This window comes from Candidatus Thiodiazotropha sp. AKAK2, assembly GCF_058244685.1.
In genome coordinates this window covers 170358-192523 of sequence record NZ_JBSYOP010000021.1, presented here as the reverse complement: position 1 = coordinate 192523, position 22166 = coordinate 170358, and the positions used below count along the sequence as shown (strand labels likewise).

27 protein-coding genes are annotated in these 22166 nt (G+C 51.8%); 22 read left to right on the top strand and 5 right to left on the bottom strand.

The window, feature by feature from the left end:
• Positions 1 to 48: 48 nt before the first annotated feature.
• From ispF to AC4IE8_RS08650, 5 genes are all read left to right on the top strand, one after another.
• Positions 49 to 528 carry a 2-C-methyl-D-erythritol 2,4-cyclodiphosphate synthase gene (gene ispF / locus AC4IE8_RS08670; RefSeq protein WP_068988077.1) on the top strand — a complete coding sequence of 160 codons (480 nt, stop codon included), beginning with the start codon at positions 49 to 51 and terminating at the stop codon, positions 526 to 528.
• A complete protein-coding gene (truD, locus tag AC4IE8_RS08665) occupies positions 525 to 1586 on the top strand; it encodes a tRNA pseudouridine(13) synthase TruD (RefSeq protein WP_490790812.1) in 1062 nt (353 codons plus the stop codon). Before ispF ends, truD begins: the two co-directional genes overlap by 4 nt.
• 128 nt (positions 1587 to 1714) lie before the next feature.
• Entirely contained in the window at positions 1715 to 2758 is a 1044-nt protein-coding gene (locus AC4IE8_RS08660; protein ID WP_068988078.1) for an Sfum_1244 family protein, read from the top strand.
• 248 nt (positions 2759 to 3006) lie between these two features.
• Positions 3007 to 3600 carry an ankyrin repeat domain-containing protein gene (locus AC4IE8_RS08655; RefSeq protein ID WP_068988079.1) on the top strand — a complete coding sequence of 198 codons (594 nt, stop codon included), beginning with the start codon at positions 3007 to 3009 and terminating at the stop codon, positions 3598 to 3600.
• Positions 3601 to 3808: 208 nt separating this feature from the next.
• Entirely contained in the window at positions 3809 to 3994 is a 186-nt protein-coding gene (locus tag AC4IE8_RS08650) for a hypothetical protein (protein WP_068988080.1), read from the top strand.
• Positions 3995 to 4160: 166 nt separating this feature from the next.
• Here AC4IE8_RS08650 and AC4IE8_RS08645 read toward each other — a convergent pair whose 3' ends face one another.
• On the bottom strand, positions 4161 to 4478 hold the full coding sequence (locus tag AC4IE8_RS08645) for a hypothetical protein (RefSeq protein WP_068988081.1): 318 nt from the start codon (positions 4476 to 4478) through the stop codon (positions 4161 to 4163).
• Between the two features lie 108 nt (positions 4479 to 4586).
• Between AC4IE8_RS08645 and AC4IE8_RS08640 the strand changes: the two genes are divergently transcribed.
• A complete protein-coding gene (locus AC4IE8_RS08640) occupies positions 4587 to 4961 on the top strand; it encodes a hypothetical protein (protein WP_068988082.1) in 375 nt (124 codons plus the stop codon).
• Positions 4962 to 4970: 9 nt separating this feature from the next.
• Positions 4971 to 5645 (top strand): Fe2+-dependent dioxygenase, encoded by a 675-nt coding sequence (locus tag AC4IE8_RS08635; protein WP_068988083.1) that lies wholly within the window; start codon positions 4971 to 4973, stop codon positions 5643 to 5645.
• Between the two features lie 76 nt (positions 5646 to 5721).
• Here the strand turns inward: AC4IE8_RS08635 and AC4IE8_RS08630 are convergent, their stop codons facing one another.
• The 4 genes from AC4IE8_RS08630 to AC4IE8_RS08615 form a co-directional block, all read right to left on the bottom strand.
• The gene (locus AC4IE8_RS08630) at positions 5722 to 6066 is read right to left on the bottom strand and encodes a TusE/DsrC/DsvC family sulfur relay protein (RefSeq protein ID WP_068988084.1); all 345 of its coding nucleotides are present in this window, start codon (positions 6064 to 6066) and stop codon (positions 5722 to 5724) included.
• A gap of 151 nt (positions 6067 to 6217) precedes the next feature.
• Positions 6218 to 6877 (bottom strand): type I-MYXAN CRISPR-associated protein Cas6/Cmx6, encoded by a 660-nt coding sequence (locus AC4IE8_RS08625; protein ID WP_490790811.1) that lies wholly within the window; start codon positions 6875 to 6877, stop codon positions 6218 to 6220.
• A 13-nt stretch (positions 6878 to 6890) separates the two neighbouring features.
• Entirely contained in the window at positions 6891 to 7601 is a 711-nt protein-coding gene (locus AC4IE8_RS08620) for a hypothetical protein (protein WP_068988086.1), read from the bottom strand.
• Between the two features lie 46 nt (positions 7602 to 7647).
• Positions 7648 to 7824 carry a sulfur relay protein DsrC gene (locus AC4IE8_RS08615; protein ID WP_068988087.1) on the bottom strand — a complete coding sequence of 59 codons (177 nt, stop codon included), beginning with the start codon at positions 7822 to 7824 and terminating at the stop codon, positions 7648 to 7650.
• 455 nt (positions 7825 to 8279) lie between these two features.
• Here AC4IE8_RS08615 and dsrA point away from each other — a divergent pair, with 455 nt between their 5' ends.
• From dsrA to AC4IE8_RS08540, 15 genes are all read left to right on the top strand, one after another.
• Positions 8280 to 9521: a dissimilatory-type sulfite reductase subunit alpha gene (gene dsrA / locus AC4IE8_RS08610; RefSeq protein WP_068988088.1), complete on the top strand. Its 1242-nt coding sequence runs from the start codon at positions 8280 to 8282 to the stop codon at positions 9519 to 9521.
• Positions 9522 to 9622: 101 nt separating this feature from the next.
• Positions 9623 to 10693: a dissimilatory-type sulfite reductase subunit beta gene (dsrB, locus tag AC4IE8_RS08605; protein ID WP_068988089.1), complete on the top strand. Its 1071-nt coding sequence runs from the start codon at positions 9623 to 9625 to the stop codon at positions 10691 to 10693.
• Between the two features lie 44 nt (positions 10694 to 10737).
• A complete protein-coding gene (gene tusD, locus AC4IE8_RS08600) occupies positions 10738 to 11130 on the top strand; it encodes a sulfurtransferase complex subunit TusD (protein WP_068988090.1) in 393 nt (130 codons plus the stop codon).
• Between the two features lie 16 nt (positions 11131 to 11146).
• The gene (gene tusC, locus AC4IE8_RS08595; RefSeq protein ID WP_068988091.1) at positions 11147 to 11557 is read left to right on the top strand and encodes a sulfurtransferase complex subunit TusC; all 411 of its coding nucleotides are present in this window, start codon (positions 11147 to 11149) and stop codon (positions 11555 to 11557) included.
• A gap of 15 nt (positions 11558 to 11572) precedes the next feature.
• Positions 11573 to 11878, top strand: coding sequence for a sulfurtransferase complex subunit TusB (gene tusB, locus AC4IE8_RS08590; protein WP_068988092.1), 306 nt, complete (start codon positions 11573 to 11575; stop codon positions 11876 to 11878).
• A 43-nt stretch (positions 11879 to 11921) separates the two neighbouring features.
• Positions 11922 to 12254: a TusE/DsrC/DsvC family sulfur relay protein gene (locus tag AC4IE8_RS08585; RefSeq protein ID WP_068988093.1), complete on the top strand. Its 333-nt coding sequence runs from the start codon at positions 11922 to 11924 to the stop codon at positions 12252 to 12254.
• A gap of 78 nt (positions 12255 to 12332) precedes the next feature.
• A complete protein-coding gene (locus AC4IE8_RS08580; protein ID WP_068988094.1) occupies positions 12333 to 13055 on the top strand; it encodes a respiratory nitrate reductase subunit gamma in 723 nt (240 codons plus the stop codon).
• 28 nt (positions 13056 to 13083) lie between these two features.
• On the top strand, positions 13084 to 14622 hold the full coding sequence (gene dsrK, locus AC4IE8_RS08575) for a sulfate reduction electron transfer complex DsrMKJOP subunit DsrK (protein ID WP_068988095.1): 1539 nt from the start codon (positions 13084 to 13086) through the stop codon (positions 14620 to 14622).
• Positions 14623 to 14701: 79 nt separating this feature from the next.
• A complete protein-coding gene (locus AC4IE8_RS08570; protein ID WP_068988096.1) occupies positions 14702 to 16648 on the top strand; it encodes an NAD(P)-binding protein in 1947 nt (648 codons plus the stop codon).
• 8 nt (positions 16649 to 16656) lie between these two features.
• Complete coding sequence (locus AC4IE8_RS08565) at positions 16657 to 17133, top strand: sulfur reduction protein DsrJ (RefSeq protein WP_490790810.1); 477 nt, start codon at positions 16657 to 16659, stop codon at positions 17131 to 17133.
• A 2-nt stretch (positions 17134 to 17135) separates the two neighbouring features.
• A complete protein-coding gene (gene dsrO / locus AC4IE8_RS08560) occupies positions 17136 to 17888 on the top strand; it encodes a sulfate reduction electron transfer complex DsrMKJOP subunit DsrO (RefSeq protein WP_068988097.1) in 753 nt (250 codons plus the stop codon).
• Between the two features lie 23 nt (positions 17889 to 17911).
• Entirely contained in the window at positions 17912 to 19099 is a 1188-nt protein-coding gene (gene nrfD, locus AC4IE8_RS08555; RefSeq protein ID WP_068988098.1) for an NrfD/PsrC family molybdoenzyme membrane anchor subunit, read from the top strand.
• Positions 19100 to 19222: 123 nt separating this feature from the next.
• Positions 19223 to 20608 carry a cobyrinic acid a,c-diamide synthase CobB gene (locus AC4IE8_RS08550; protein WP_490790809.1) on the top strand — a complete coding sequence of 462 codons (1386 nt, stop codon included), beginning with the start codon at positions 19223 to 19225 and terminating at the stop codon, positions 20606 to 20608.
• A gap of 20 nt (positions 20609 to 20628) precedes the next feature.
• Positions 20629 to 20949, top strand: a complete 321-nt coding sequence (locus tag AC4IE8_RS08545) for a HesB/IscA family protein (protein ID WP_068988100.1) — start codon at positions 20629 to 20631, stop codon at positions 20947 to 20949.
• A gap of 26 nt (positions 20950 to 20975) precedes the next feature.
• On the top strand, positions 20976 to 22076 hold the full coding sequence (locus AC4IE8_RS08540; RefSeq protein ID WP_068988101.1) for a sulfur reduction protein DsrS: 1101 nt from the start codon (positions 20976 to 20978) through the stop codon (positions 22074 to 22076).
• The last annotated feature ends 90 nt before the right edge of the window (positions 22077 to 22166 follow it).

Genomic DNA, 22166 nt, shown 5'->3' with positions numbered 1-22166 from the left:
TTTATCGACCCGATCGGATAACTCTTAAGCGGCCAGGGTGAAAAAATTATGCGTATAGGACAGGGTTATGATGCTCACCGTTTCGAATCTGGCTCCCCGTTGGTGCTCGGTGGGGTCGAGGTGCCACACGATCAGGGCCTGAAGGCCCATTCCGATGGGGATGTGCTGATTCATGCGCTTTGCGATGCTCTCCTTGGTGCGGCTGCCCTGGGTGACATCGGGCGGCATTTTCCCGATAACGATCCAGCCTATGCGGGCATTGACAGTCGGGAACTGCTTCGTCAGGTCATGCAGAAGCTGCGTGAGTTGGGCCTCAAGCTTGCCAATGCGGATATGACTATTATCGCTCAGAAACCCAAGCTGGCACCCTATATCGATGATATGAGGTCGCTACTGGCCGGGGATCTGCAAACCAATCTCGATCGGGTCAACATCAAGGCCACCACCACCGAGGGTATGGGTTTTACCGGTCGGGGGGAGGGCATTGCTGCACTGGCCACAGTATTGTTGGTGGAAAAGATCCAGTGAACGATCAATCCTGGATAACCCTGGCGCAGATGCCCTACGCCCATGGCAGTCCCGTTGGCGATGGTGTGATCAGATCCTGCGCAGATGATTTTCAGGTGGATGAAGAGCTTGGTTTCCTGCCGGACGATGAGGGGGAACACCTGCTGGTTCAGATCAGAAAAAGAGAGACCAATACCCAGTGGCTTGCCGGGCAGCTGGCGCGACTGGCCGGGATCGACAGAAGGGATGTGGGTTTCGCTGGTCTGAAAGACCGTCACGCCGTGACCACTCAGTGGTTCTCCCTGGGTATGGCGGGTCGACCTGAGCCGGATTGGCAGGCCCTGGATGACGATCTGATCGAGGTGCTGGCGGTTCATCGGCACAGAAAGAAGCTGCGTCGGGGAAACCTGCGGGGTAACCGTTTCGTACTCAGAGTCCGGCAACTCACTGGATTGCAACAGGCTATTGAAAAGCGTCTCCAGCAGCTGCAGGAAGCCGGAATGCCCAACTACTTTGGAGAGCAGCGCTTTGGCCATGATTACAGTAACCTGGATCAGGCGAATCTCCTGTTTTCGCCATCCAGGCCGCGACTCAATCGATCGTTACGCGGGCTGATTATCTCAGCGGCCAGGTCGCAGCTGTTTAACCAGATTCTGGCTGCCCGAATCGAACAGGGAAACTGGAACAGTCCGATACCAGGTGACTATTTTCAACTGGATGGTAGTCGGGGCGGTTTTGCAGACCATGAAGAGCAGCCCGATCGGTTGGTCAGCCGCTGTGCATCACTGGATATACATCCGACCGGTCCGCTCTGGGGGCGTGGCCGGAGTCTGGTCAAACAGGCGGCAGAGAGTTTGGAAGGGCAGGTGCTGGCCCCCTTCGAGCTGTGGCGAAATGGTCTGGAGCATGTAGGATTACAGCAGGAGCGGAGGCCGATGAGAGTCGCTCTGAACGGCTTGGAGTGGCAGTTTCTTGAGGAGGGGGATCTGGAGCTGAGGTTTTTTCTGCCAGCCGGTTGTTATGCCACAGCCATGTTGCGTGAACTGCTTGTCTACGAACTTCCGAGCGTCCAGGAGTAATTTCAAATATAGTATAAAAAACAAGTGGTTGTGGTCATTCGGCAAGTCTGTATTACCCTGATTACTCGGGGGTGGTAAAAGAGATTCTAAAATATAGGATTGTTAACAGGCCCTAAGAAGGTGACTCGATGAAAGGTACACTCAGGCAACTCTGTTGCACGGTACAACGTAATTGCCATATCTCTGATGCCCGTCATGGCACCGATTATGGTCTCTGTACCTACCTTTTAAAGATGCGGGAGTACTACCGCTGGGAGAACGGACTCGACTACGAGACCTCTCTGGCCAATGAATCCGTCGGCGATTGGCTTACAGCGCGGGAAGCGCTCTGGGAGTCCCTGGTGGATGACAACTTCGACTCCCTGCCGATTGATGGCCAAGTCTACGATCCTTTCGATGTGGAAGCCATCAACCAATCACTTGAACCCTTGGGGCTGGTCTACAGCGCGGGCTATGGTGCGAAAAACAAACCGCTGTTTTTTCTTGGGCACCTGGAACGTCGTGAAGAGCCGGAGGGTATCTCGGTCTGGGTTGCCGGACGTGAGCTCGCCAGAGATTTATCCGCACCAGCGGCGATGAATCAGGGGGGACGCATCTATATCAGACGGGAGTCCTTTCGCCGGCTGCTGTGGGAGAAGTTTGAGAATTGGCGATGGCAGCAGGCTGATAATGCCCTGGGGCGAGCCTTCTCTCACTACGATTTTGAAAATCAGCTTCAAAGCTCCCTTGATCTGATGGTGGAAAAAGAGCTGGCGGCCGTCTTGCTGCATGAGAAGGGAGAGTATCAGGCGGGACGGATACTGGGGGATCAGTGGAATGAGATGGTTCTGGAGCTCGGTCATTCCGCTGCCGAGCTGATGGTTCGTGCAGTCAGGGATCATTGGGCCGATTGTCAGGTGACACTGCCTCAATTGCTGGAAGATGAGGATGAAGCCTCTCTGCATTTCTATATCGGCGGGTTGACCGGGATGCGTAAATCTCTCTTCCCGGCGTTGATCTCAGCCTATGAAGGCTGGTATCAGGATAGAGACTGGCAACGTTTCTATCAGCTGGTATCCGATGGACAGGCCCACTGGTCTGGATTGGCGACCCGACTGCTCGACTGTTACCGGAGTCGACCGGTCGATACCCGCTCAGCGGTCAAACAGATGGTGGAAGAGAGTATTTTCTGAAATAAGCAATAGACACTTCAGCTGTGCAGAATCTGTTGTGTGTTGAGCTGGGTCGTCATGTTTTATGAAACTTGTGAATCAGGTCATGCTGATTGAGGTGTTAATTTCCCAAGTCATTCCGAATTTCATTGTATATATCTTTACTACCTGGACTGCATCGATTTCAGATCGTTTTGTATTGATCATAGCGGGGTAGATGCAATCCAAGGTTGATTAAATTAAGCAGGATAGTGTTAAAAGGGAGCAGCATGAGTCAGGTCAATCCAAAATTACTGATCGCATTGGCAGTAGTCATACTGTTTGCGGTTTATCTGAAAGTTTCCAATCCACATCGAAAATTCAGTACTCAGGAGTACTGGGCCGATGCAACGCTTCAGTCCGTTGCCGAGGTGCCCGATGAGGCTTTGGAACCAGGCAATAAAAATGGTGGTGTGCTGATGTGGGCGGCAATGGCTGTGGAGGATCCGCAGATCATCGAGGCGTTGGTGGCGCGTGGTGCGGAGGTCAATGAGGCCGATTCAATTTTCAAAGGTACTCCATTGACCGGTGCGGCGGGTTACAGCTCGAATCCGGCGGTGATCGATAAACTGATCGATCTGGGGGCGGATATCAATCAGCTGGTGAACAACGGTGAAGATGCTCTGATGATCGCTGCTCAGTATAACCACCATGGGCCTGTTGTTGATCGCTTGATCCATCATGGAGCCGATACCGAGAGGAAAAACAGTCGTGGCATGCGTGCTGAGGATCTGGCGATAAAGAACAACAATCAACCGGCCATCAAGGTTTTTCAGGCCCGTTCCGACAAAGCGGGACAGGCTGGCCAACGCTATGGTTTGTAGGTGGTCAGATAACAGTGATCATGTAAAAAGTCTTTAATTTCAGGGGGTACTCGGCCTGGTTGGTCTATGCTCTTAAGCTGTGAATTCAGATAGTGTCATTGGTTGATTTTCTGCCTCTATCGCTTGCGAAAAGCAGCTGATGTTTTTCCTCTGACAACTCTGAAATTCCAGTCAATCGAGATTGAGAACAACGACAGGGAGTACCACAATGCAATTCATGGATGCCAAGGCGATGTTCTTTTCTCAAAACTGGGAAGATGCTGCCCGCTCCTCTCTGAAAAAACACAGGTTTCGGACGCATACCAAACTTGAACTTGAGGCATTTGAAAGCAAATTCGGCAAAGGGGCAGGTTTGTTAACGCGTTCACTCTTACTTATCAGAGGCAGTCGCTGATCAAATCCGACAGTCCGTAGGGAGAGACCGAACCGGTTTGACAGATTTTACACTTCAATAGCATGCGGTTTTGTAACCGAGTTTATGTCGATTGGTGCTGTCAATCTGGTGTGAGACTGGATCGATGGCCAATCGAGTGATTGATCCTGATCGCAAGATTGATGGATTACTGGAATGAGGTCTCTTCCGGCTCCCCGGTGTTATCGATGACCACCTGCCTGACACCCTGCATACGGGAGACGATATAAGCCCCCATCATCAATGCCAACTGTTCATTGTCGGTCTCCAGGGCGGTGAGCAGTTTTCCTGCAACCAATTGGCAGCGCTGGGTATTGTCCGGATTTTTTACCCACTTCTGGCCAATTTGCCAGCCCTTGTTCATATCCTGATCCATTTTTTCGAAAGACTCATTCATGGCGTCAATATAGCCATCAGGTATTTCAAGGTTCATTGACCAGTCATCGATAATAAGATTTAGTTGCATGGTACAGATCGACGGTTTACAAAATACTAAGATCCAAAACAGAGAGCCTCGGCGTTCAATTCGTCCGAGGGGATTATAATCAGGTCTTCGAAAGGTAAAATCAAGCGTATGGAAGATCAGGAATTACTCGCCGTGGTTGAATTGGGTGGTTACCCGAATTTCATACCGCTCTATCAACGTCTGAACTTCAAGGTGGAGATGGTCAACTCGGTGCGCAAGGCCCAATCCTGGCTTAAGAAGCATCGTCCTCAGGTGGTTGTTGCAGAGTTCTATTCCGATCCGCAGTTCAGGGATCGTATGAGTAATCTGGAATCCCTGTTGGCAACCCTGCAACGTTACGATATCGAAGCTGGTATCGTTGTGCTGATCGACGCTAAATATTTACAGCGACTGGAGGAGGTCAAATCCCGTTATGCGGTGCATGCGGTGCTGACATTTCCGGTCGACGAACAAGCGATGCAAACGGCTCTGGAATCACTATAGGAGTTTCTGATGTTGTTGGAAATTGAAGGTCTACTCGACTCAGCACTGTTACAGAAGATCGATCAGATACTGGCCGATGCGGAGTTTGTCGATGGCAAGCTGACGGCCGGTATGGCCGCACAGAAAGTCAAAAACAACCAGGAACTGAAAGGTTCACCAAAACAGATGGAATTGTTGATTCGGATTCTGACCAGTGCCATGGGGCAGAATGGTACCTTTCGTTCAGCGGTTCTCCCTTTCCGGATGGCTGATCCGATCTTCGCCCGATACCATTCGGGGATGACCTATGGTGATCATGTGGATGATCCCATCATGGGGTTGAGTGGTCAGCGATTTCGCAGCGATATCTCGATGACCATTTTCCTTCGGGAGCCAGAAACATACGAAGGGGGCGAGCTGGTGATCCGCACCACATTCGGCGAAAAGAAGGTCAAGCTGGCGGCGGGCAGTGCGGTGATCTATCCCTCGTCAAGTCTGCATCATGTTGCCGAGGTGACCCGGGGTGAAAGGTTGGTGGCACTAGCCTGGATACAGAGTTATGTGCGCGATCCAGCGCGGCGAGAGCTGCTTTTCGAACTTGATCAGGCGCGGGAGGATCTCTTGATAAATCGTCCTGAAGAGTCGACTACCGGATTGGTGGATAAGTCCTATGCCAATCTGCTGCGGATGTGGAGTGATGTTTGATTATTGTGGGGTGACTAGCTTACCAGGGTAAGGGTGATCCTTACCCTGGTAAGCGTCAGTAACTTAGCCGATCGGCTTAATAACCGCCCTTGCGCTTGGTTTCTGGCAGGCCGGCAATTTTACTTGCCTGCTTTGCCGGACCTTTGGGGAAGTGGATATAGAGTGCTTTCGCATCCACCTTGCCCTCATCGGTCCAGACGCCTTTGAAGTGCTTGACCATATTACGTTCGTTAGGCTGATTGCCACTGTTATTAATATATTCATCGCGCAGGAAGTTGATGATTTCCCATGCCTTTTCAGACAGGCTCACTCCTTCTTGCTCAGCAATGGCCTTGGCCACATCTTCACTCCAATCGGTCAGATTGACCAGATAACCGTTCGCATCAGCTTCGACTGTATTACCGTTTACTTCATATGACATTGATCTCTCCTAACTAAATCACGAGACACGCTATCCCGTTAAATCAAATTTTGCTTTTGGAATTCTCTGTTCCGATCAGCGCCTGGATCATCTTCCAGGGTTGGTGTCTCGATAGAAACCCTGCTGACCGGTGAATTTGCAGCCTGTAATCTTAAACAGTCTTGTGTGGATTAAACAAGCCAAAGCCGCGAGTACGCAGTGGGCCCAGTCCCTCCTCCTGCAGTGTGACGGCATCGTCCAGGGGTAGGCCAGCCACCATCAGGCTTTTTGTCATCAGTGCGCCGTCCGGCGTCTCAAACTGCTCGCCTTTGCCGCAAAGCACCTTGTTAAACCTCAACTTAAGTGCTTTCAGTTGTTCGACGGAGTGGTGCAGAAACTCATCTTCCGACTGATTCTCCGCAGCGATCAAATGGCGGCAATAGAGGGTGGTCGTCATACCCAGCAGACGGGTATGACTTTTTCCCACTTCCAGACTGTGTCCATCGATATCCAGGATCTTGCCGGTCAGTGCGCCCGCGTCCTCAACTCGACGGTTGGGTAGACGTAGTATCAGCGGCGTACGTCTCGACAGATAGAGTAATTGGTCACTGCCCGAGGGGCGCTCCCAGCCGTTACCTGAATCCGCCCCGTAGATCAGATGCAGGCCGGTATTGGGTTCATCGGCAAACCAGGGCAATGCCTGCTGGATCGCCTGTGCCAGGGCCCAGGCGTGGTCGATGGGTAGGGTGGCGCATTTGATTTTAAACAGTAGATCCAGCACATTGTCCGGGACTACAAAACGCTCCTCATCTTCCTCTTCTTGCCAGAACATATTCAACTCCAGATCAGGCTACTGCGGGGATTTTGCTGCGCAGCGCTTCCCGGTCGTACCACCACTCCCCGTCAACGATCACCTCGAGCACCGTTGCCAAACGGGGCAGGAATTTGGCGGGATCGTCCAGTTCCATGCGTTCCACCCAGAAATCGAAAATCTCCTGCTCTTCCACCTGGCTATGGCGTCTGGCAACCTGGCCCATCAATTGGTTGGTGAAAAACCTGAGGTCTTCCTGGGCCTGACCCTCGGCACGCAGATCGACGATGTAGCAGGCGGTTGCCGCTGCCACCGCAGCACCATCCGAGTTATCCGGCGTTTCGTCGATCAGATGTTGCAGCATGGCGACACTGAGTTCAGGATCGATGGGAAAAGTGACCCCCAGCCAGATGCCGTGAGCCAGTGCTTTGGCACCATCTTCCTTCTCCGCCTGATAAAGCACATCACAAGCCTCCACCGCAGCCAGCCAGCTTTCTGAGTCAAGCGCCCTGTCAAACACGCTCTTGGCGATTTGCCAGGCTTCATCGTTGCGGTCCAGATCGAGCAGGATATAGCAGCTCTCAATCTCCATTGAGAGGCGCTGCTCAGAGGCGCTGTCTGTATCGAGCGCCTCCAGTTGTTGACGGAGCTCCTGCAGCTTTACTTCGAGAAGCTTGCTTGATTTGACAGCATCTTCAGCACTTTCGCTGTCTCCGAGAAAAGTTTCTGATTCCAAATACTTCACAGATCTCTACCCTGATTACTATTTTTGCCTTTGCTTACCCTGGAGCCTAGGTAAAGGCCGCTTCAAGGCGATCTTCCCAATTGTCCGGGGTATCCGCAAAGGGTGGTTTGACGTCGATACGGAAGAATACCTCCGTTTTCGAACGCTCTTTGACAACATTCAGCAGTTGCTCAAAATTATCAACCTCTGGATGTTGCATCATGATCTCGCTCAGGTACAGCATACTTTATTTGCCTGTTTAAATACTTAGTAAAACGCTAGGATATTACTATTGAACAATATGCTTAAGCTGGGTTCAAGTCCTATCTGCAGTTAAATCGTGCAAATCTCTCCCTTGCAGAAAAAATGGGATATTCACTTAATTGAGTAAATTGGGAATGGTTTATAACTCGCTGTGATTGCAGTAGTTATACCGGTAATAGTGTTTAAAATATGGCTGTTGAACAGCGATTATATATCCCATTTGGGATAGATGTTTCTATCCCTGTCTCTCCCATCGGAAGGATATGGGTCAGCATTAGGAAACTCTAAACTTGCTGCCCAGTAGAAGCAGGCCCTGCCTGTGAGGTTAAGATTGCGGGTCGGTGGCCAGATTCTACAACTTGGTTTTCAGCCAAGAATAATTAGGATGTGCAAAATGCTGACGACCTCGATAAACGACCATTGGGAGAAACAGTGATGGCAAAACAGATGCATGATACCCCCATGCTTGATCAGCTGGAGAGTGGCCCTTGGCCCTCATTCGTTACCGGCCTCAAGCGCCTCGCCAAAGACAACGATATGATGGTTGACCTACTTGGTCAGCTGGAGACTTCTTACGAAACCCGCAAAGGCTACTGGAAAGGTGGTACTGTGGGCGTTATCGGCTACGGCGGTGGTATCATTCCCCGTTTTACCGAATTGAAGGGTGATGACGGCCAGGCTCTATTCCCTGCCGCTGCGGAATTCCACACCCTGCGTGTTATGCCTCCTCCAGGCATGCACTATGACACCGACACCATTCGCAAATTCTGCGATATCTGGGAAAAGTACGGTTCCGGTTTGATTGCGTTCCATGGTCAGTCTGGCGACATCATGTTCCAGGGTTGTTCCACTGACAATGTTCAGCCTGCATTCGATGAGATCAACGAAATGGGTTTTGATCTCGGTGGTGCCGGTCCTGCGGTACGTACCGGTATGTCCTGTGTTGGTGCAGCACGTTGCGAAAACTCCTGCTTCGACGAGGGTCGTACCATGCGCATGCTGGTCAACAACGCCCTTGACGATATGCACCGTCCGGCGCTGCCCTACAAGTTCAAATATAAAGTCTCCGGTTGCCCGAATGACTGCATGAACTCTGTACAGCGCGCTGACCTGGCTACCATCGGTACCTGGCGCGATGACATGAAAGTCGATCAGGACGAAGTGAAAAGCTTCGTCGCTGAGAAAGGTCGCAAGTATGTCATCGACAATGTGATCACCCGTTGCCCAACCCAGGCACTGTCATTGAATGATGACGACACCCTGGCGGTGGACAACCCCTCCTGCGTCCGTTGCATGCACTGTATCAACGTGATGAACAAAGCGCTCTCTCCCGGCGACGACAAAGGCGTTACCCTGCTGTGCGGCGGTAAACGTACTCTGAAGATCGGCGACCTGATGGGTACTGTTATCGTGCCTTTCATGAAGCTTGAGTCTGATGAGGACTTTGAAACCCTGGAGGAGCTGGCTACCGAGATCCTCGATTTCTTCGCAGAGAATGCGCTGGAGCACGAGCGTACCGGTGAGATGATCGAGCGTATCGGTCTGGTCAACTTCCTCGAAGGCGTCGGCCTGGAGATCGATCCGAACATGATCGAGCGTCCGCGTATGAATCCTTATGTCCGCATGGATGGTTGGGATGAAGAAGCGAGCAAGTGGGCTGAACGCAAAGCGCAATAATTCTATCTTCTGCTGATTGACAGCAGGTTGAAAGGGGGGCATCGGGTACGCCCGAATGCCCCTTAAAACGAATCAATTACCCTATTTTTTTGGAGGTAGGTATGTCGGAACCTCGTATGCCGATTGAGAGTGGCGTCCCGGAGATGGAGCCCTACTTGCACCCCGTCCTGAAGAAGAACTATGGCGAATGGGCCTGGCATGAGCGCCTGCGTCCTGGTGTCCTTCGTCACGTTGCCAAGAGTGGTGACAGTATCTGGACAGTGCGTGCCGGTACTCAGCGTCAGATGGACCTCTACACCATTCGTAAGTTGATGGATATTGCTGATGAGTTTGCTGAAGGCTACGTCCGCTTCACCATCCGTTCCAATATCGAGTACATGGTCGGTGATGAATCCAAGGTTCAACCACTGATCGACAAGCTGAATGCGGAAGGTTTTCCGATCGGTGGTACCGGTCCTTCGGTCTCCATGATCTCTCACACCCAGGGTTGGTTGCACTGCGACATCCCGGGTACCGACGCATCCGGTGCTGTTAAAGCACTGATGGATGACCTCTACGACGATTTCGTAAAGGAAGAGATGCCCAACCGTGTACGTATCACCACCTCTTGCTGCCAGATCAACTGTGGTGGCCAGGGCGATATCGCAATCAACATCCAGCACACCAAGCCGCCTAAGATTGACCACAGCCAGGTGGCCAATGTTTGTGAGCGTCCTTCGGTTGTTGCTCGTTGTCCGGTTGCTGCGATCCGTCCTGCAATGGTTAACGGTAAGCCTTCTCTGGAAGTCGACGAAAAGAAATGTATCTGCTGTGGCGCCTGCTTTCCGCCATGTCCGCCGATGCAGATCAACGATCCAGAGCACTCCAAGTTCGCAATCTGGGTGGGTGGTAAGAACTCCAATGCCCGTTCCAAGCCGACCTTCCATAAACTGGTTGCTGCCGGTGTACCGAACAACCCCCCACGTTGGCCGGAGGTTTCCACCGTCGTCAAGCAGATCCTCAGCGCTTATAAAGAAGACGCCAAGGATTGGGAGCGCATCGGTGAGTGGGCTGATCGTATCGGTTGGCCGAAATTCTTCGAAAAGACCGGTCTGCCTTTCACCAAGTATCACATCGATAACTGGCGTGGTGGTCGTAGCAACCTGAATGCCTCTGCTCACATCCGTTTCTAATAACGGTTGCAGTTGTATAGGCGATTAACAGGAAGGTCATACTGATGAAATTTGCGATTCAGGTAAACGAAGGTCCGTACCAACATCAGGCTACGGACTCAGCGTACCAGTTCACCAAAGCCGCGCTGGAAGGCGGGCACGAAGTGATGCGTGTCTTTTTCTATCACGACGGTGTGAATAACGGTACCAAACTAACAACCCCGCCACAGGACGATCGTAATATCGTCAACCGGTGGTCGGAACTGGCGAAAAAATACGATCTCGACATGGTTGTCTGCGTGGCAGCAGCCCAGCGTCGAGGCATCGTTGATGAAGGCGAGATGCAGCGTAACGGAAAGGACGCTGAAAATATCGCTGACAATTTTCGTATCTCCGGTCTCGGGCAACTGGTCGAAGCGGGCATTCAGTCCGAACGACTGGTGGTTTTCGGTGATTAAAGCATAGAGGTTGATCATGTCTGAGCAGATAAAAAAATTCATGTACCTCAACCGCCGTGCACCCTATGGCACCATCTACGCCTGGGAGTCACTGGAAGTTGTGTTGATCGGGGCAGCGTTTGACCAGGATGTAAGTTTGGCTTTCCTGGATGATGGTGTGTTTCAGTTGGTTAAGGGGCAGGACACCGCTGAGGTGGATATGAAGAATTTCTCCCCCACCTATCAGGCACTGGGTGACTACGATGTGACCAAGCTTTTCGTCGAGAAAGAGTCTCTGGAAGAGCGTGGTTTAACGCTCGATGATCTGATGCCGCTCACCTATGAGGACGAAGACGATGATTGGGCCGAGAAGGATTCAATCAAAGTTGTGAGTCGTGCTGAACTGGCTGACATCATGGAAGAACAAGATGTCATGTTTAGCTTCTAATCCGGAGTATTGAATATGAGCACGCTACACACAGTCAATAAATCACCCTTCGAGAAGTCTTCCATGGACAGCTGTCTGGCCTACGCCAAACAGGGCAGCGCCGTGCTGATGTATGAAGATGGTATCTATGGTGCGATCAAGGGCACAGCGATTGCTGACAAGATTGCTGCGGCAAGCGGTGTCAGCTTCTATGTGCTGGGCCCCGACCTGAAAGCGCGCGGTGTCGCTGAAGACAAGGTCGTTGATGGTATCGAAATCGTGGACTATCCCAAGTTTGTCGCCCTCGCGGCCGAGAACGACAAAGTACAGGCTTGGGTCTGATTAGTTTACTGAACAACTCTGTAACGTAATTTGGAGAGAAAATATGGCTATCGAAGCAAACGGTAAGACCTTCGAAACTGATGAAGAGGGTTACCTGACCAACTTGGGCGAATGGGAGCCTGCTGTTGCTGAAGTTATGGCGGCAGAGGATGACCTCGAGCTGACCAGTGAGCATTGGGAGATCATCAACTTCCTGCGTGAGTACTATGAAGAGTACCAGATTGCTCCTGCCGTTCGCGTTCTGACCAAGGCTGTTGGTAAGAAACTGGGTAAGGAGAAAGGCAACTCTAAATATCTGTATGCCCTTTTCCCATATGGTCCTGGTAAGCAGGCTTGCCGTTTCGCCGGTCTGCCTAAGCCTACTGGCTGTATCTAAGAGACCTATACACTAGGCGGGTGAATGGCGACATTCATCCGCCGGTGAATCAGACCAACACTAGAGGAACGCAGGAACATGTCATCTGTCTACGCGTTGCTGTTTATCGTAGCGACCATCGTTCTGGTAATTGGCTTGACGAGAAAAATCGTCCAGTATGCCAAGACACCTGCACCACTAAAGATTCCCACGACTCCGGCGCCTGTGACTCAGACCGGGGTTGTATTCAGACTGTTTCGCGAAGTTGTACTCTTTGAAAGTCTGTTCAAGAGCACTAAGTGGACCTGGATATTTTCCTGGATGTTCCACATGGGCCTTTTCCTGGTCCTGCTGAGACATGTGCGCTACTTCATCGATCCTGTATGGCTGCCTATCCAGTTGATACAGCCCTTCGGTAAGTATGCTGCCTTTGCCATGGTGGCAGGTCTGGCGGGTCTGCTGGTTCGACGCATTTTCGTTGACCGGGTTCGCTACATCTCAGCGCCATCCGACTACCTTTGGTTGTTGATTCTGCTGACGATCGGCATGAGCGGCGCCATGATGACATTTGTCATCCACACCGATGTGGTGGCAGTGAAGCAATTTTTTATCGGATTCTGGACCTTAAGCGGTGGTGAGCTGCCGATGGATCCGATCCTGTTGATACATTTGACTCTGGTTGCTGTGCTGATGATCTTGCTGCCATTCAGCAAGCTGCTGCATATCCCCGGGGTCTTCTTCAGCCCAACCCGTAATCAAGTGGACAATCCGCGTGAGCGTCGTCACTTGGTCGAGTGGGCCAGAAAGTTTGAAGAGTCTTAAGTCCACGCTTGGCCGATGAGGATTACTAATGGCTGGAGCTGAATTCGAAACACCGGAACTGAGTGAACACATCGAAGTTCCTGAATTGGTCGAAGGTACCATGGAGCATATCACTTGCTTTGTGGCCAAACCTGAACATCAGACAGATTTGGGATTTCCCGGTGAGAAAGTAGAGAACTGGAAAGAGGTCGCTATCGACAAGATGGGCGATCTGCTGAGCCGCTATCGCTCATTCCAGGTTTTCATGGATGCCTGTGTGAAATGTGGTTCCTGTACGGATAAATGCCACTATTTTCTCGGTACCCAGGATCCCAAGAATATGCCTGTGGGTCGTCAGGACCTGCTGCGTAAAGTCTATCGTCGCTACTTCACCTTCGCCGGAAAGTACTTTCCGAAACTTGTCGGCGCTGTCGATTTGAGCGAAGAGATCATCGACGATTGGTACAGCTATTTTCACCAGTGTTCACAGTGCCGACGTTGCTCAGTGTTCTGTCCATATGGCATCGATACTGCCGAGATCTCCATGGCTGCCAGAGAGATTCTCGATTCCATCGGTGTCGGTCAGAAGTACTGTAACGAGATCATCGGTAAGGTACACAAGATCGGTAACAACCTGGGCCTGCCCGGACCTGCTATCCTCGACACCCTTGAAGGTTTGGAGGAAGATGTTTACGAAGAGGATGAAGTCGCCGTTAAATATCCGCTTGATGTGAAAGGCGCCGACATTCTTCTGGTTACCCCTTCAGCTGACTTCTTTGCCGAGCCCCATGTGGATGGCTTGATCGGTTACGGAAAGGTTTTCCATGAAGCCGGTGTCAGCTGGACATTGAGCACCAAAGCTTCAGAAGCCGGTAACTTCGGCATGTTCATCGGCAGCTATGAAAATATGCGCCGGGTGTCATTGAGAATCCGTGAAGCGGCTTTGGAGCTTGGCGTTAAACGCATCGTATTCGGTGAGTGTGGTCACGCCTGGCGTATCGCCTACAGTTTCCTCAACACCCTGGCCGGTCCATTCGATTTCCTCGATCCGGACTATCCGGTCCCGCAGCATATCTGCGAATTCACCCTGAATGAGATCGAAAAGGGTACCCTGGAGTTCGACAAGTCGGAAAATGATGACATGTCGATCACCTTCCATGATTCATGCAACGTGGCCCGTGCTTCCCGTATGGGCGACACACCGGGCGGCCAGTTTGAGATTCCCCGTAAAGTCATCAAGGCAGTCGTCAACAACTACCACGACATGGAGTGGGACACCATCCATGAGCGCACCTTCTGCTGCGGCGGTGGTGGTGGTCTGCTGACCGATGATTTGATGGAAGTGCGCGTCAAAGGGGCGAAGCCTCGGATGAGCGCCTTCAAAAATGTCATGGAAGAGAAAGGTGTTACCCATTTGGCTGCGATTTGCGCCATCTGCAAGAGTCAGTTCACCAAGGTATTACCTTACTACGGTATGGATATGTTTCAGGTCGTCAGTGTTCACCAATTGGTCAGTAATGCCATTGTGTTGAACAGAAAAACGCCGCCCGAGGAAGCTCCGGGCTATGGCGAAGATGATGATGATTAAAGATACGATTAACTAGCGCAACATAGATTCCTACCCTGTGTAGGGCACGACCAAGATAAGTTCTATAAGGAGACTGAATATGGCAACTCCTAGCGAAGAGATGAAAGAAGACGTTACTTGGCGTCGTTTTGAAGACGGCGACAATGAGTGGGATGATTGGGGTGATAAGATCTTCCAGGAAGATACATCCTACAAGTGCCCTACCTATATCAACCGTACGCCTCCCTGTCAGGGTGGCTGTCCGTCTGGTCACGACATCCGTGGCTGGCTGGCGATCGTACGTGAGCAGGAAAAACCTTCCGAAGGTATGGAGTGGGAACAGTATGCGTTCGAGCGTGCTGTCGAGGCCAACCCTTTTCCTTCCATGATGGGCCGTGTCTGTCCGGCACCCTGTCAGGATGGCTGTAACCGTAACGAGGTTGAAGACTTCGTCGGCATCAACTCGGTTGAGCAGTACATCGGTGATACCGCCATCGAGAAAGGTTTCAAATTTACCCCTGGCGCCGATACCGGTAAAAAAGTCGCGGTAATCGGTGGTGGACCGGCTGGTATGGCTGCTGCCTTCCAGCTGCGTAAAATGGGTCACGGGGTTACCGTATTTGAAAAAGATCCTGAACTTGGCGGTATGATGCGTTACGGCATCCCCAACTATCGTATTCCGCGCGATAAGCTGCAGGCTGAGATTCAGCGTATTTTGGATATGGGCGTAGAGACCCGTACCGGCGTCAAAATCGGTTCCGATGTTCCGGTTGCTGATCTCGAAAAAGAGTACGATGCCATTCTTTGGGCACTGGGTTGCCAGAATGGTCGTGATCTGCCGGTTGATGGCTGGGTCGGTACACCAAACTGTGTCTCAGGTGTCGCCTTCCTCAAGGCCTTCAACGAGGGTCGCATGAAGGTCACTGCGAAGAACGTGGTCTGTATCGGTGGTGGTGATACCTCCATCGACGTAATTTCAGTCGCCCGACGTCTCGGCACCAATGACGCGGCTGGTAAACCTGAAGATGTGGTTCTCGATATCACGATGAATCAGGATGATGCACTGGCCGATGGGGCAGCACCTGCCAACGCCACATTGACCTCTCTGTTCACCAAGGACAAGATGTTTGCTGCACAGCACGAGATTCACGATGCACTGCATGAAGGCTGTGAGATTCTGGATGGTGTGATGCCTCTGGAAGTGATTCTCGGTGCTGACGGTCGTGCGACCGGACTGAAGGTTTGTGATTGTACAATGGACGGTATGACCCCGGTTCCAACTGAAGGTACCGAACGTGTACTGGAAGCTGACCTGATCGTATCCGCGATTGGCCAGAGTGCCGATATGGATGGCCTGGAAGATATGGCCAATGATCGTAACCTGATCGATGCGGACAAGTTCTATCAGGTACCCGGTAAAGAGGGTCACTTCGTCGCTGGTGATATCGTTCGTCCTCATCTGCTGACCACCGCGATTGGTCAGGCATCCATTGCCTGCGAAAGCATCGATGCCTATATGACTAAGAAAACGATGGCCAAGCGTCCCAAGGTAGATGTACACCACTTCGACCTGCTGGATAAGCTGAAAGAGGCCGATATGGCGCCCGAAGCCTTCGATAAGAATGAAGGTGATCTGCGTGGTACCAACTCTGCGAAATTTGCTGTCCACAACTATGAGGATCGTTCCCGTCAGGAGGTTATTCCTGCCAACGATCTGTTCCTCGGCCACTTCGAATTCACACCGCGTCTGCTGCGTTCAGAAGATGTTCCTACCGCTGATGAAGTATTACACCACTTCAAAGAGCGTATGAATGGTCTTAACCAGGAACAGGTGCAGGAAGAGGCCAAACGCTGCATGAGCTGCGGCATGTGTTTCGAGTGTGACAACTGCGTGGTTTTCTGTCCTCAGGATGCGGTATTCCGTGTCAAGCGCAATGAGACCACCACGGGACGCTATGTGGACACAGACTACAACAAGTGTATCGGTTGTCATGTTTGTACCGATGTCTGCCCAACTGGTTATATCCAAATGGGGTTAGGTGAATAGGAGCTGAGATGCGTAGTTCTCTCATCAGCAACAGGTCTCTCTTGATCCTGCTGGCGGCGCTTTTGGCGCCTGCCATGCAGGTGTTCGCTGAGAGTCGCTTTGTGACCGAAAATTCGGAAGCCGCTTCGCTTAAGAGTTGCGTGGCACCAACGGATCAGATGCGCAGGAATCATATGGACTACCTGCAGCATGGCAGAGATGACACCGTACTGGATGGTATTCGTGGCATCGATTACAGTCTGTCGGAATGCATCGACTGTCATGCTTCGAAGAACCCACAAGGTCAGGCGGTATCTGTAACCGATGAGGGTCAGTTTTGTCAGGCTTGTCACGAGTATGTTGCGGTGAGCCCTGCCTGTTTTCAGTGCCACAGAACAACGCCCGACACACAGGCCGGAGCTGCCAAATTAGGACATCATAGTGGTGACTCCGATCCGCATGAAGGCCTTGATATTCAACTGCCAGCTGGGATTCAGAGAGACTGAAGATGAGTAATAAGTGTGACCAGCCGAATATGGATCGCCGCAAGATGATTGGCGGCGCCATTGCTGCAACCGGTGCCATGACCATCGCCCCTGGCGTTATTCTGCATGCTGCTTCTGTCAGTGATGAGGCTTCTTCAGGAGCCGATGCTAAGCATCGTTGGGGCATGTTGATCGACAGTAACAAATGTGCTGACGGTTGTAGTGCCTGTGTCGACGCCTGTAATACAGAGCATGGTCTGAAAGGCCATGGCAGACCGGCAACCGACGCCGTCTGGATTCGTCCGGTAAAACTGAAAGACAAGCAGACCGGCCGTGAAAACCGCCTGGTTATGATGTGTCAGCATTGTGAACATCCACCCTGTGTCGATGTCTGTCCGACCAACGCCTCATTCAAACGTGTCGATGGCATTGTGTTGGTGGATCGCCACCGCTGCATCGGTTGTCGTTACTGCATGATGGCCTGTCCCTATAAAGCCAGGTCATTCATCCATGAAGCTCTGACTGAACAGTCGGTCAATGCGCCACGTGGTAAAGGCTGCGTTGAGTCCTGCACGCTCTGTGTGCATCGTGTCGATGATGGGGTTATGCAGACGGCCTGCCAGGAAGCCTGTGCCGAAGAGGGCCACGCCGCCATTCTTTTCGGTGACTTGAATGATCCGAACAGCGAGATCAGCAAGACACTTAAATCCACCAACTCAGTACAGATCCGGGCCGACCTCGAGTTGAATACCGGCGTGCGTTATCTCAACCTGTAATCTGAGGGGAGCTAGGATTCAAAATGAGTAAGATGTATTACCGCGAACTCTATTGTGGCACGCCGGCAAGATACTGGTCCGGGCTGGCCCTGTTGGGCGTGATCATCGCGATTGGTCTGGGCGCCGCCTACTACATGGAGCACAATGGCCACTGGGTTACCGGCATGTCGAACCAGATTGTCTGGGGACTGCCTCATGTATTCGCCATCTTTCTGATTGTCGCCGCTTCCGGAGCGCTGAATGTGGCTTCCATCGGCTCAGTCTTTGGTGGTCCGCTGTATAAGCCTCTGGGTCGTTACTCCGGCTTGCTGGCTATCGGTCTGCTGGCAGGCGGCCTGATGGTGCTGGTACTTGATCTGGGGCGTCCCGACCGTCTGATCGTTGCCATGACCGAGTACAACTTCAAATCAATATTCGCCTGGAACGTCATTCTCTACACCGGTTTCTTTGCGATCGTCGGTATCTATCTGTGGACCATGATCGACCGCAGCGTTAATAAGTATAATCGCACCGTCGGTTTTGCCGCCTTCTTCTGGCGTATTGCGCTGACCACCGGTACCGGTTCCATCTTCGGTTTTCTGGTCGCCCGGGAAGCCTACGATGCAGCGATCATGGCACCGATGTTCGTTATCATGTCGTTCAGCTATGGTCTGGCTTTCTTTATCATCACCCTGATTGCCGCTTATATCTGGGGTGACCGTGAACTGGGTGATTTCCGTCTGACCAAACTGAAAAACCTGTTGGGGGTTTTCGTTGGTGCAGTGTTTTATTTCACCCTGGCGTACAATCTGACCAATCTCTACATTACCCAGCATCATGGTATCGAGCGCTTTATCCTGCTCGATGGTGGTATCTATACCCAGATGTTCTGGATCGGTCAGATCTTCATCGGCAGTATCATTCCGCTGTTTCTGCTCTACTCACCGGCATTTGAAAAGTCCCGCTGGGCAATTGCAGCGGCATCCATTGCGGTGCTGATTGGTGGTTTCTTCCAGATCTATGTGATTGTGATCGGTGGACAGGCCTATCCGATGAATCTGTTCCCGGGTAAAGAGGTTGTGGAGAGCGGTTTCTACGACGGACAGGTGATGAGTTATGTGCCTACCCTGCCTGAAGCAGCACTCGGTGTTGCAGGTATCGCAGTTGCACTGACCATGGTTGCGGTTGGCGCCAGGGTTTTCAAGGTCTTTCCCGAGACTCTGGAAGACTAATCGATCTTTCATCCTCGAAAATCGAACAGGATTGATAGAGATCCATCACCGCTTTGCGGTGGTGGATTTTTTGTTTACAGCGTAGGATGTAGTCAGCTTACTTGAAAACCATTCCCATCAGCCGTGCCATCAATCTACATATCAGCCGCCCATAAATCTTCCGGCAAAACCACGCTCTCGATTGGACTTGTGCGCGCTCTGGTGGATAGGGGCTTGCAGGTCCAACCCTTCAAAAAGGGACCTGACTATATCGATCCCCTCTGGTTGAGTGCGGCGGCAGGCAGAGCTTGCTATAACCTGGATTTCTACACTCAGAGTCGGGATGAGATTACTGAGCGCTATATCAATCAGCAGCAGGATTGCGATCTGGTGCTGATCGAGGGAAACAAAGGATTATATGACGGCGTTGATGTGGCCGGTTCCAATAGTAACGCAGCGATGGCTGTTCATCTCGGGACTCCGGTCGTATTGGTCATCAACTGTCGGGGTATGACCCGGGGTATTGCCCCGCTGTTGCTTGGCTATCAGGCATTCGACCGGAATATACGGATCGCCGGGGTGATTCTCAATCAGGTGGGTGGCAGTCGCCATCAGTCAAAACTGATTCAGGTGGTGGAGCACTACACGGATATTCCGGTATTGGGTGCCGTACAGGCGGATCCTGAACTGCAGATCGTCGAACGCCATCTGGGCCTGATTCCGAGCAATGAAGAGCTGAGCTCGGAAAAGCTCATCAACAAGTTGGCAGAAACGGCCAAAACCAATGTGGATCTTGATCGTTTTCTCGAAATCGCCAATGGTGCTGAGTCGATTGGCAGTGCATCCACACAAAATCCATTGAAATCAGATCGGCCTTATCAGGGGCTTAAAATTGGTCTGGCCAGGGATGAGGCGTTTGGCTTCTACTACCCGGATGACCTGGACAGGTTCCTGGAATTGGGTGCGGAGCTGCTTGAATTCAACACCCTGAAAGATCGGGAACTACCTGATGTGGATGGTATATTCCTTGGTGGTGGTTTTCCGGAAACGACCATGGAAAAGATCGAGAGCAATCCGGATATGCAACAGGCCATAGTTGGTTTTATCGAACGGGGTGGGCCCGTATATGCTGAATGTGGCGGGTTAATCTATTTGACCCGGAGTCTGTCCTGGCAAGGGAAAAAATGTAGAATGGCAGGGGTGATACCAGCCGATACGGTGATGCATGAAAAGCCCCAGGGCAGAGGCTATGTGCGGCTGAGTGAAACCGGCAGGAGTCCATGGCCAAACCTCGGAGTAGGGCATAAAGAGATCTTTGCCCATGAGTTTCACTACTCATCCCTGGTTGGATTGAAGGCGCAACAGGATGATTACGCCTACCGGGTGGAGCGGGGCTATGGTATCGATGGTAAAAATGATGGTTACGTCTATAAAAATCTGCTGGCAAGTTATACCCACAGACGCAGCGTAGGCGGTAACAATTGGGTGGCGCGTTTTCTTGCGCTGGTAGCGTCAGTGAAAAACGTTTGAGAGCAAATAACAGGTGAGCGATGTTTAAAATTACACCTCGAGCAGCTGAGCAGATAGTGCAGGCCGCGAAACTGGGCGGTACGGAAGGTATGGCGTTACGCTTCGCAGCACAGCAGAAGGAAGACGGCAGCTTTGATTATCTGATGGGATTCGATGACGCCAGCGAAGAGGATATTCAGTTCGACTCGGAAGGGGTCAGTATCATCATGACGCCTGAGTACTATTCATTGTTGGAAGAGACAACGATGGATTTTGCCGAGCTGGATGATGGTGAGAGCCAGTTTATCTTTATCAATCCCAAGGATAGCAACTACTCATCACCCAATGAGCCAATACAGTAGGTCATAACCCACTGTCATCTGCCGATATGGATCTTTCAAGTGAAGATGCCTTGCGTCTGAATGTTCTGTTGGCGAATAAGCCACTGGCAATCCGCATTGATGAAGCATCCATGACCCTGCATGCGTTGACGGAAAAAGGTGAAAGCTCCCTTTCACTGAATCCCAACTGCCGGGAAGACCTCTATCTTCGCAAGCTGAGGGAGACTCTGTCAGGCCATGTTCTGGGTTCACCCGGGGGCTATCCGATCTATCTCAAACGCTGGAGCCGCATGGGGCAGACCCGGGACGACAACCTGGAACAGTTGTTGTTGCTCGGGGAGCCGGAAGCGGTAGTCGCTATTACCTCCGCCAAGGGCCTGACCAACGAGGTCGCCAGACGTGCCTGGTGGACCTCCCAGGAGCCGGACAATGCCAGAAGGATGCTGCAGAATTCTCTGGTTACTGGCGGGGGGATGGGGCCCGAACTGGCCCGTTTTCTGATTGAATACCTGCCTTTCGAGACAGAGCCTCTGAGTATCGTCGAGAGTCTTCGGCTGGTGCTGCAGCCCGGATTGATCAGTGAGGATGAGCGACAGGATCTGTGGCGGCGCTGCGCTCGAAAGCCCACCTACTATCTGGGATTCCTTGCCAGCATCCCAGATGATCTGCCCCAATTACCGGTGCCCAGGGAGCTCGCTGAGGATGAGAGGTCAGCCTGGCAGAATCTGGCTGATCATGGCAATGCCTATGCACACCTGATGTTACGCATCAACAGCCCTCAGGGTCAGGGTTTTCTAAGAACTGTCCTGAAGGTGATGGAGAAGCCGGCCAATCAGGATGTGGTGACCCTACTGCTGGATGTTCTGCAGGACTATTTTTCAGCACTGCGTCCGGAAGGGGATCCGGATCTGACTCTGCAACAGTTACAGCAAGAGTCCGACATCCTGGTTGATCCGCAATTAGATGCCTGTATTACTGAAACAGATGGCCGGGAGCAGGAGCTGCGTACCCTCTATCTGCTATCCGGTATGGGTTACGGTGTGGTACGTCCGGTATTTTGCAAAACGGATGCGATCGGTAGTCTGATGCGAAAAAAACTCGCACCGGTATTCGATCCCATAAAGCAGCGACTGCAACTGTTACTGTAACTACAGCAGCAGTTTATTCGATCGGGCCCATTGGCATCGTTCCATCGGATACTCAGAAACTCAATGGCCGAAAATTGACGCCCATTCGCG

What these genes read in the sequence shown, in the direction of transcription:
- ispF (WP_068988077.1), top strand. Translation starts at nt 49, where the DNA reads ATGCGTATAGGACAGGGTTATGATGCTCACCGTTTCGAATCTGGCTCC.
- AC4IE8_RS08660 (WP_068988078.1), top strand. Translation starts at nt 1,715, where the DNA reads ATGAAAGGTACACTCAGGCAACTCTGTTGCACGGTACAACGTAATTGC.
- AC4IE8_RS08655 (WP_068988079.1), top strand. Translation starts at nt 3,007, where the DNA reads ATGAGTCAGGTCAATCCAAAATTACTGATCGCATTGGCAGTAGTCATA.
- AC4IE8_RS08650 (WP_068988080.1), top strand. Translation starts at nt 3,809, where the DNA reads ATGCAATTCATGGATGCCAAGGCGATGTTCTTTTCTCAAAACTGGGAA.
- AC4IE8_RS08645 (WP_068988081.1), bottom strand. Translation starts at nt 4,478, where the DNA reads ATGCAACTAAATCTTATTATCGATGACTGGTCAATGAACCTTGAAATA.
- AC4IE8_RS08640 (WP_068988082.1), top strand. Translation starts at nt 4,587, where the DNA reads ATGGAAGATCAGGAATTACTCGCCGTGGTTGAATTGGGTGGTTACCCG.
- AC4IE8_RS08635 (WP_068988083.1), top strand. Translation starts at nt 4,971, where the DNA reads ATGTTGTTGGAAATTGAAGGTCTACTCGACTCAGCACTGTTACAGAAG.
- AC4IE8_RS08630 (WP_068988084.1), bottom strand. Translation starts at nt 6,066, where the DNA reads ATGTCATATGAAGTAAACGGTAATACAGTCGAAGCTGATGCGAACGGT.
- AC4IE8_RS08625 (WP_490790811.1), bottom strand. Translation starts at nt 6,877, where the DNA reads ATGTTCTGGCAAGAAGAGGAAGATGAGGAGCGTTTTGTAGTCCCGGAC.
- AC4IE8_RS08615 (WP_068988087.1), bottom strand. Translation starts at nt 7,824, where the DNA reads ATGCTGTACCTGAGCGAGATCATGATGCAACATCCAGAGGTTGATAAT.
- dsrA (WP_068988088.1), top strand. Translation starts at nt 8,280, where the DNA reads ATGGCAAAACAGATGCATGATACCCCCATGCTTGATCAGCTGGAGAGT.
- dsrB (WP_068988089.1), top strand. Translation starts at nt 9,623, where the DNA reads ATGTCGGAACCTCGTATGCCGATTGAGAGTGGCGTCCCGGAGATGGAG.
- tusD (WP_068988090.1), top strand. Translation starts at nt 10,738, where the DNA reads ATGAAATTTGCGATTCAGGTAAACGAAGGTCCGTACCAACATCAGGCT.
- tusC (WP_068988091.1), top strand. Translation starts at nt 11,147, where the DNA reads ATGTCTGAGCAGATAAAAAAATTCATGTACCTCAACCGCCGTGCACCC.
- tusB (WP_068988092.1), top strand. Translation starts at nt 11,573, where the DNA reads ATGAGCACGCTACACACAGTCAATAAATCACCCTTCGAGAAGTCTTCC.
- AC4IE8_RS08585 (WP_068988093.1), top strand. Translation starts at nt 11,922, where the DNA reads ATGGCTATCGAAGCAAACGGTAAGACCTTCGAAACTGATGAAGAGGGT.
- AC4IE8_RS08580 (WP_068988094.1), top strand. Translation starts at nt 12,333, where the DNA reads ATGTCATCTGTCTACGCGTTGCTGTTTATCGTAGCGACCATCGTTCTG.
- dsrK (WP_068988095.1), top strand. Translation starts at nt 13,084, where the DNA reads ATGGCTGGAGCTGAATTCGAAACACCGGAACTGAGTGAACACATCGAA.
- AC4IE8_RS08570 (WP_068988096.1), top strand. Translation starts at nt 14,702, where the DNA reads ATGGCAACTCCTAGCGAAGAGATGAAAGAAGACGTTACTTGGCGTCGT.
- AC4IE8_RS08565 (WP_490790810.1), top strand. Translation starts at nt 16,657, where the DNA reads ATGCGTAGTTCTCTCATCAGCAACAGGTCTCTCTTGATCCTGCTGGCG.
- dsrO (WP_068988097.1), top strand. Translation starts at nt 17,136, where the DNA reads ATGAGTAATAAGTGTGACCAGCCGAATATGGATCGCCGCAAGATGATT.
- nrfD (WP_068988098.1), top strand. Translation starts at nt 17,912, where the DNA reads ATGAGTAAGATGTATTACCGCGAACTCTATTGTGGCACGCCGGCAAGA.
- AC4IE8_RS08545 (WP_068988100.1), top strand. Translation starts at nt 20,629, where the DNA reads ATGTTTAAAATTACACCTCGAGCAGCTGAGCAGATAGTGCAGGCCGCG.
- AC4IE8_RS08540 (WP_068988101.1), top strand. Translation starts at nt 20,976, where the DNA reads ATGGATCTTTCAAGTGAAGATGCCTTGCGTCTGAATGTTCTGTTGGCG.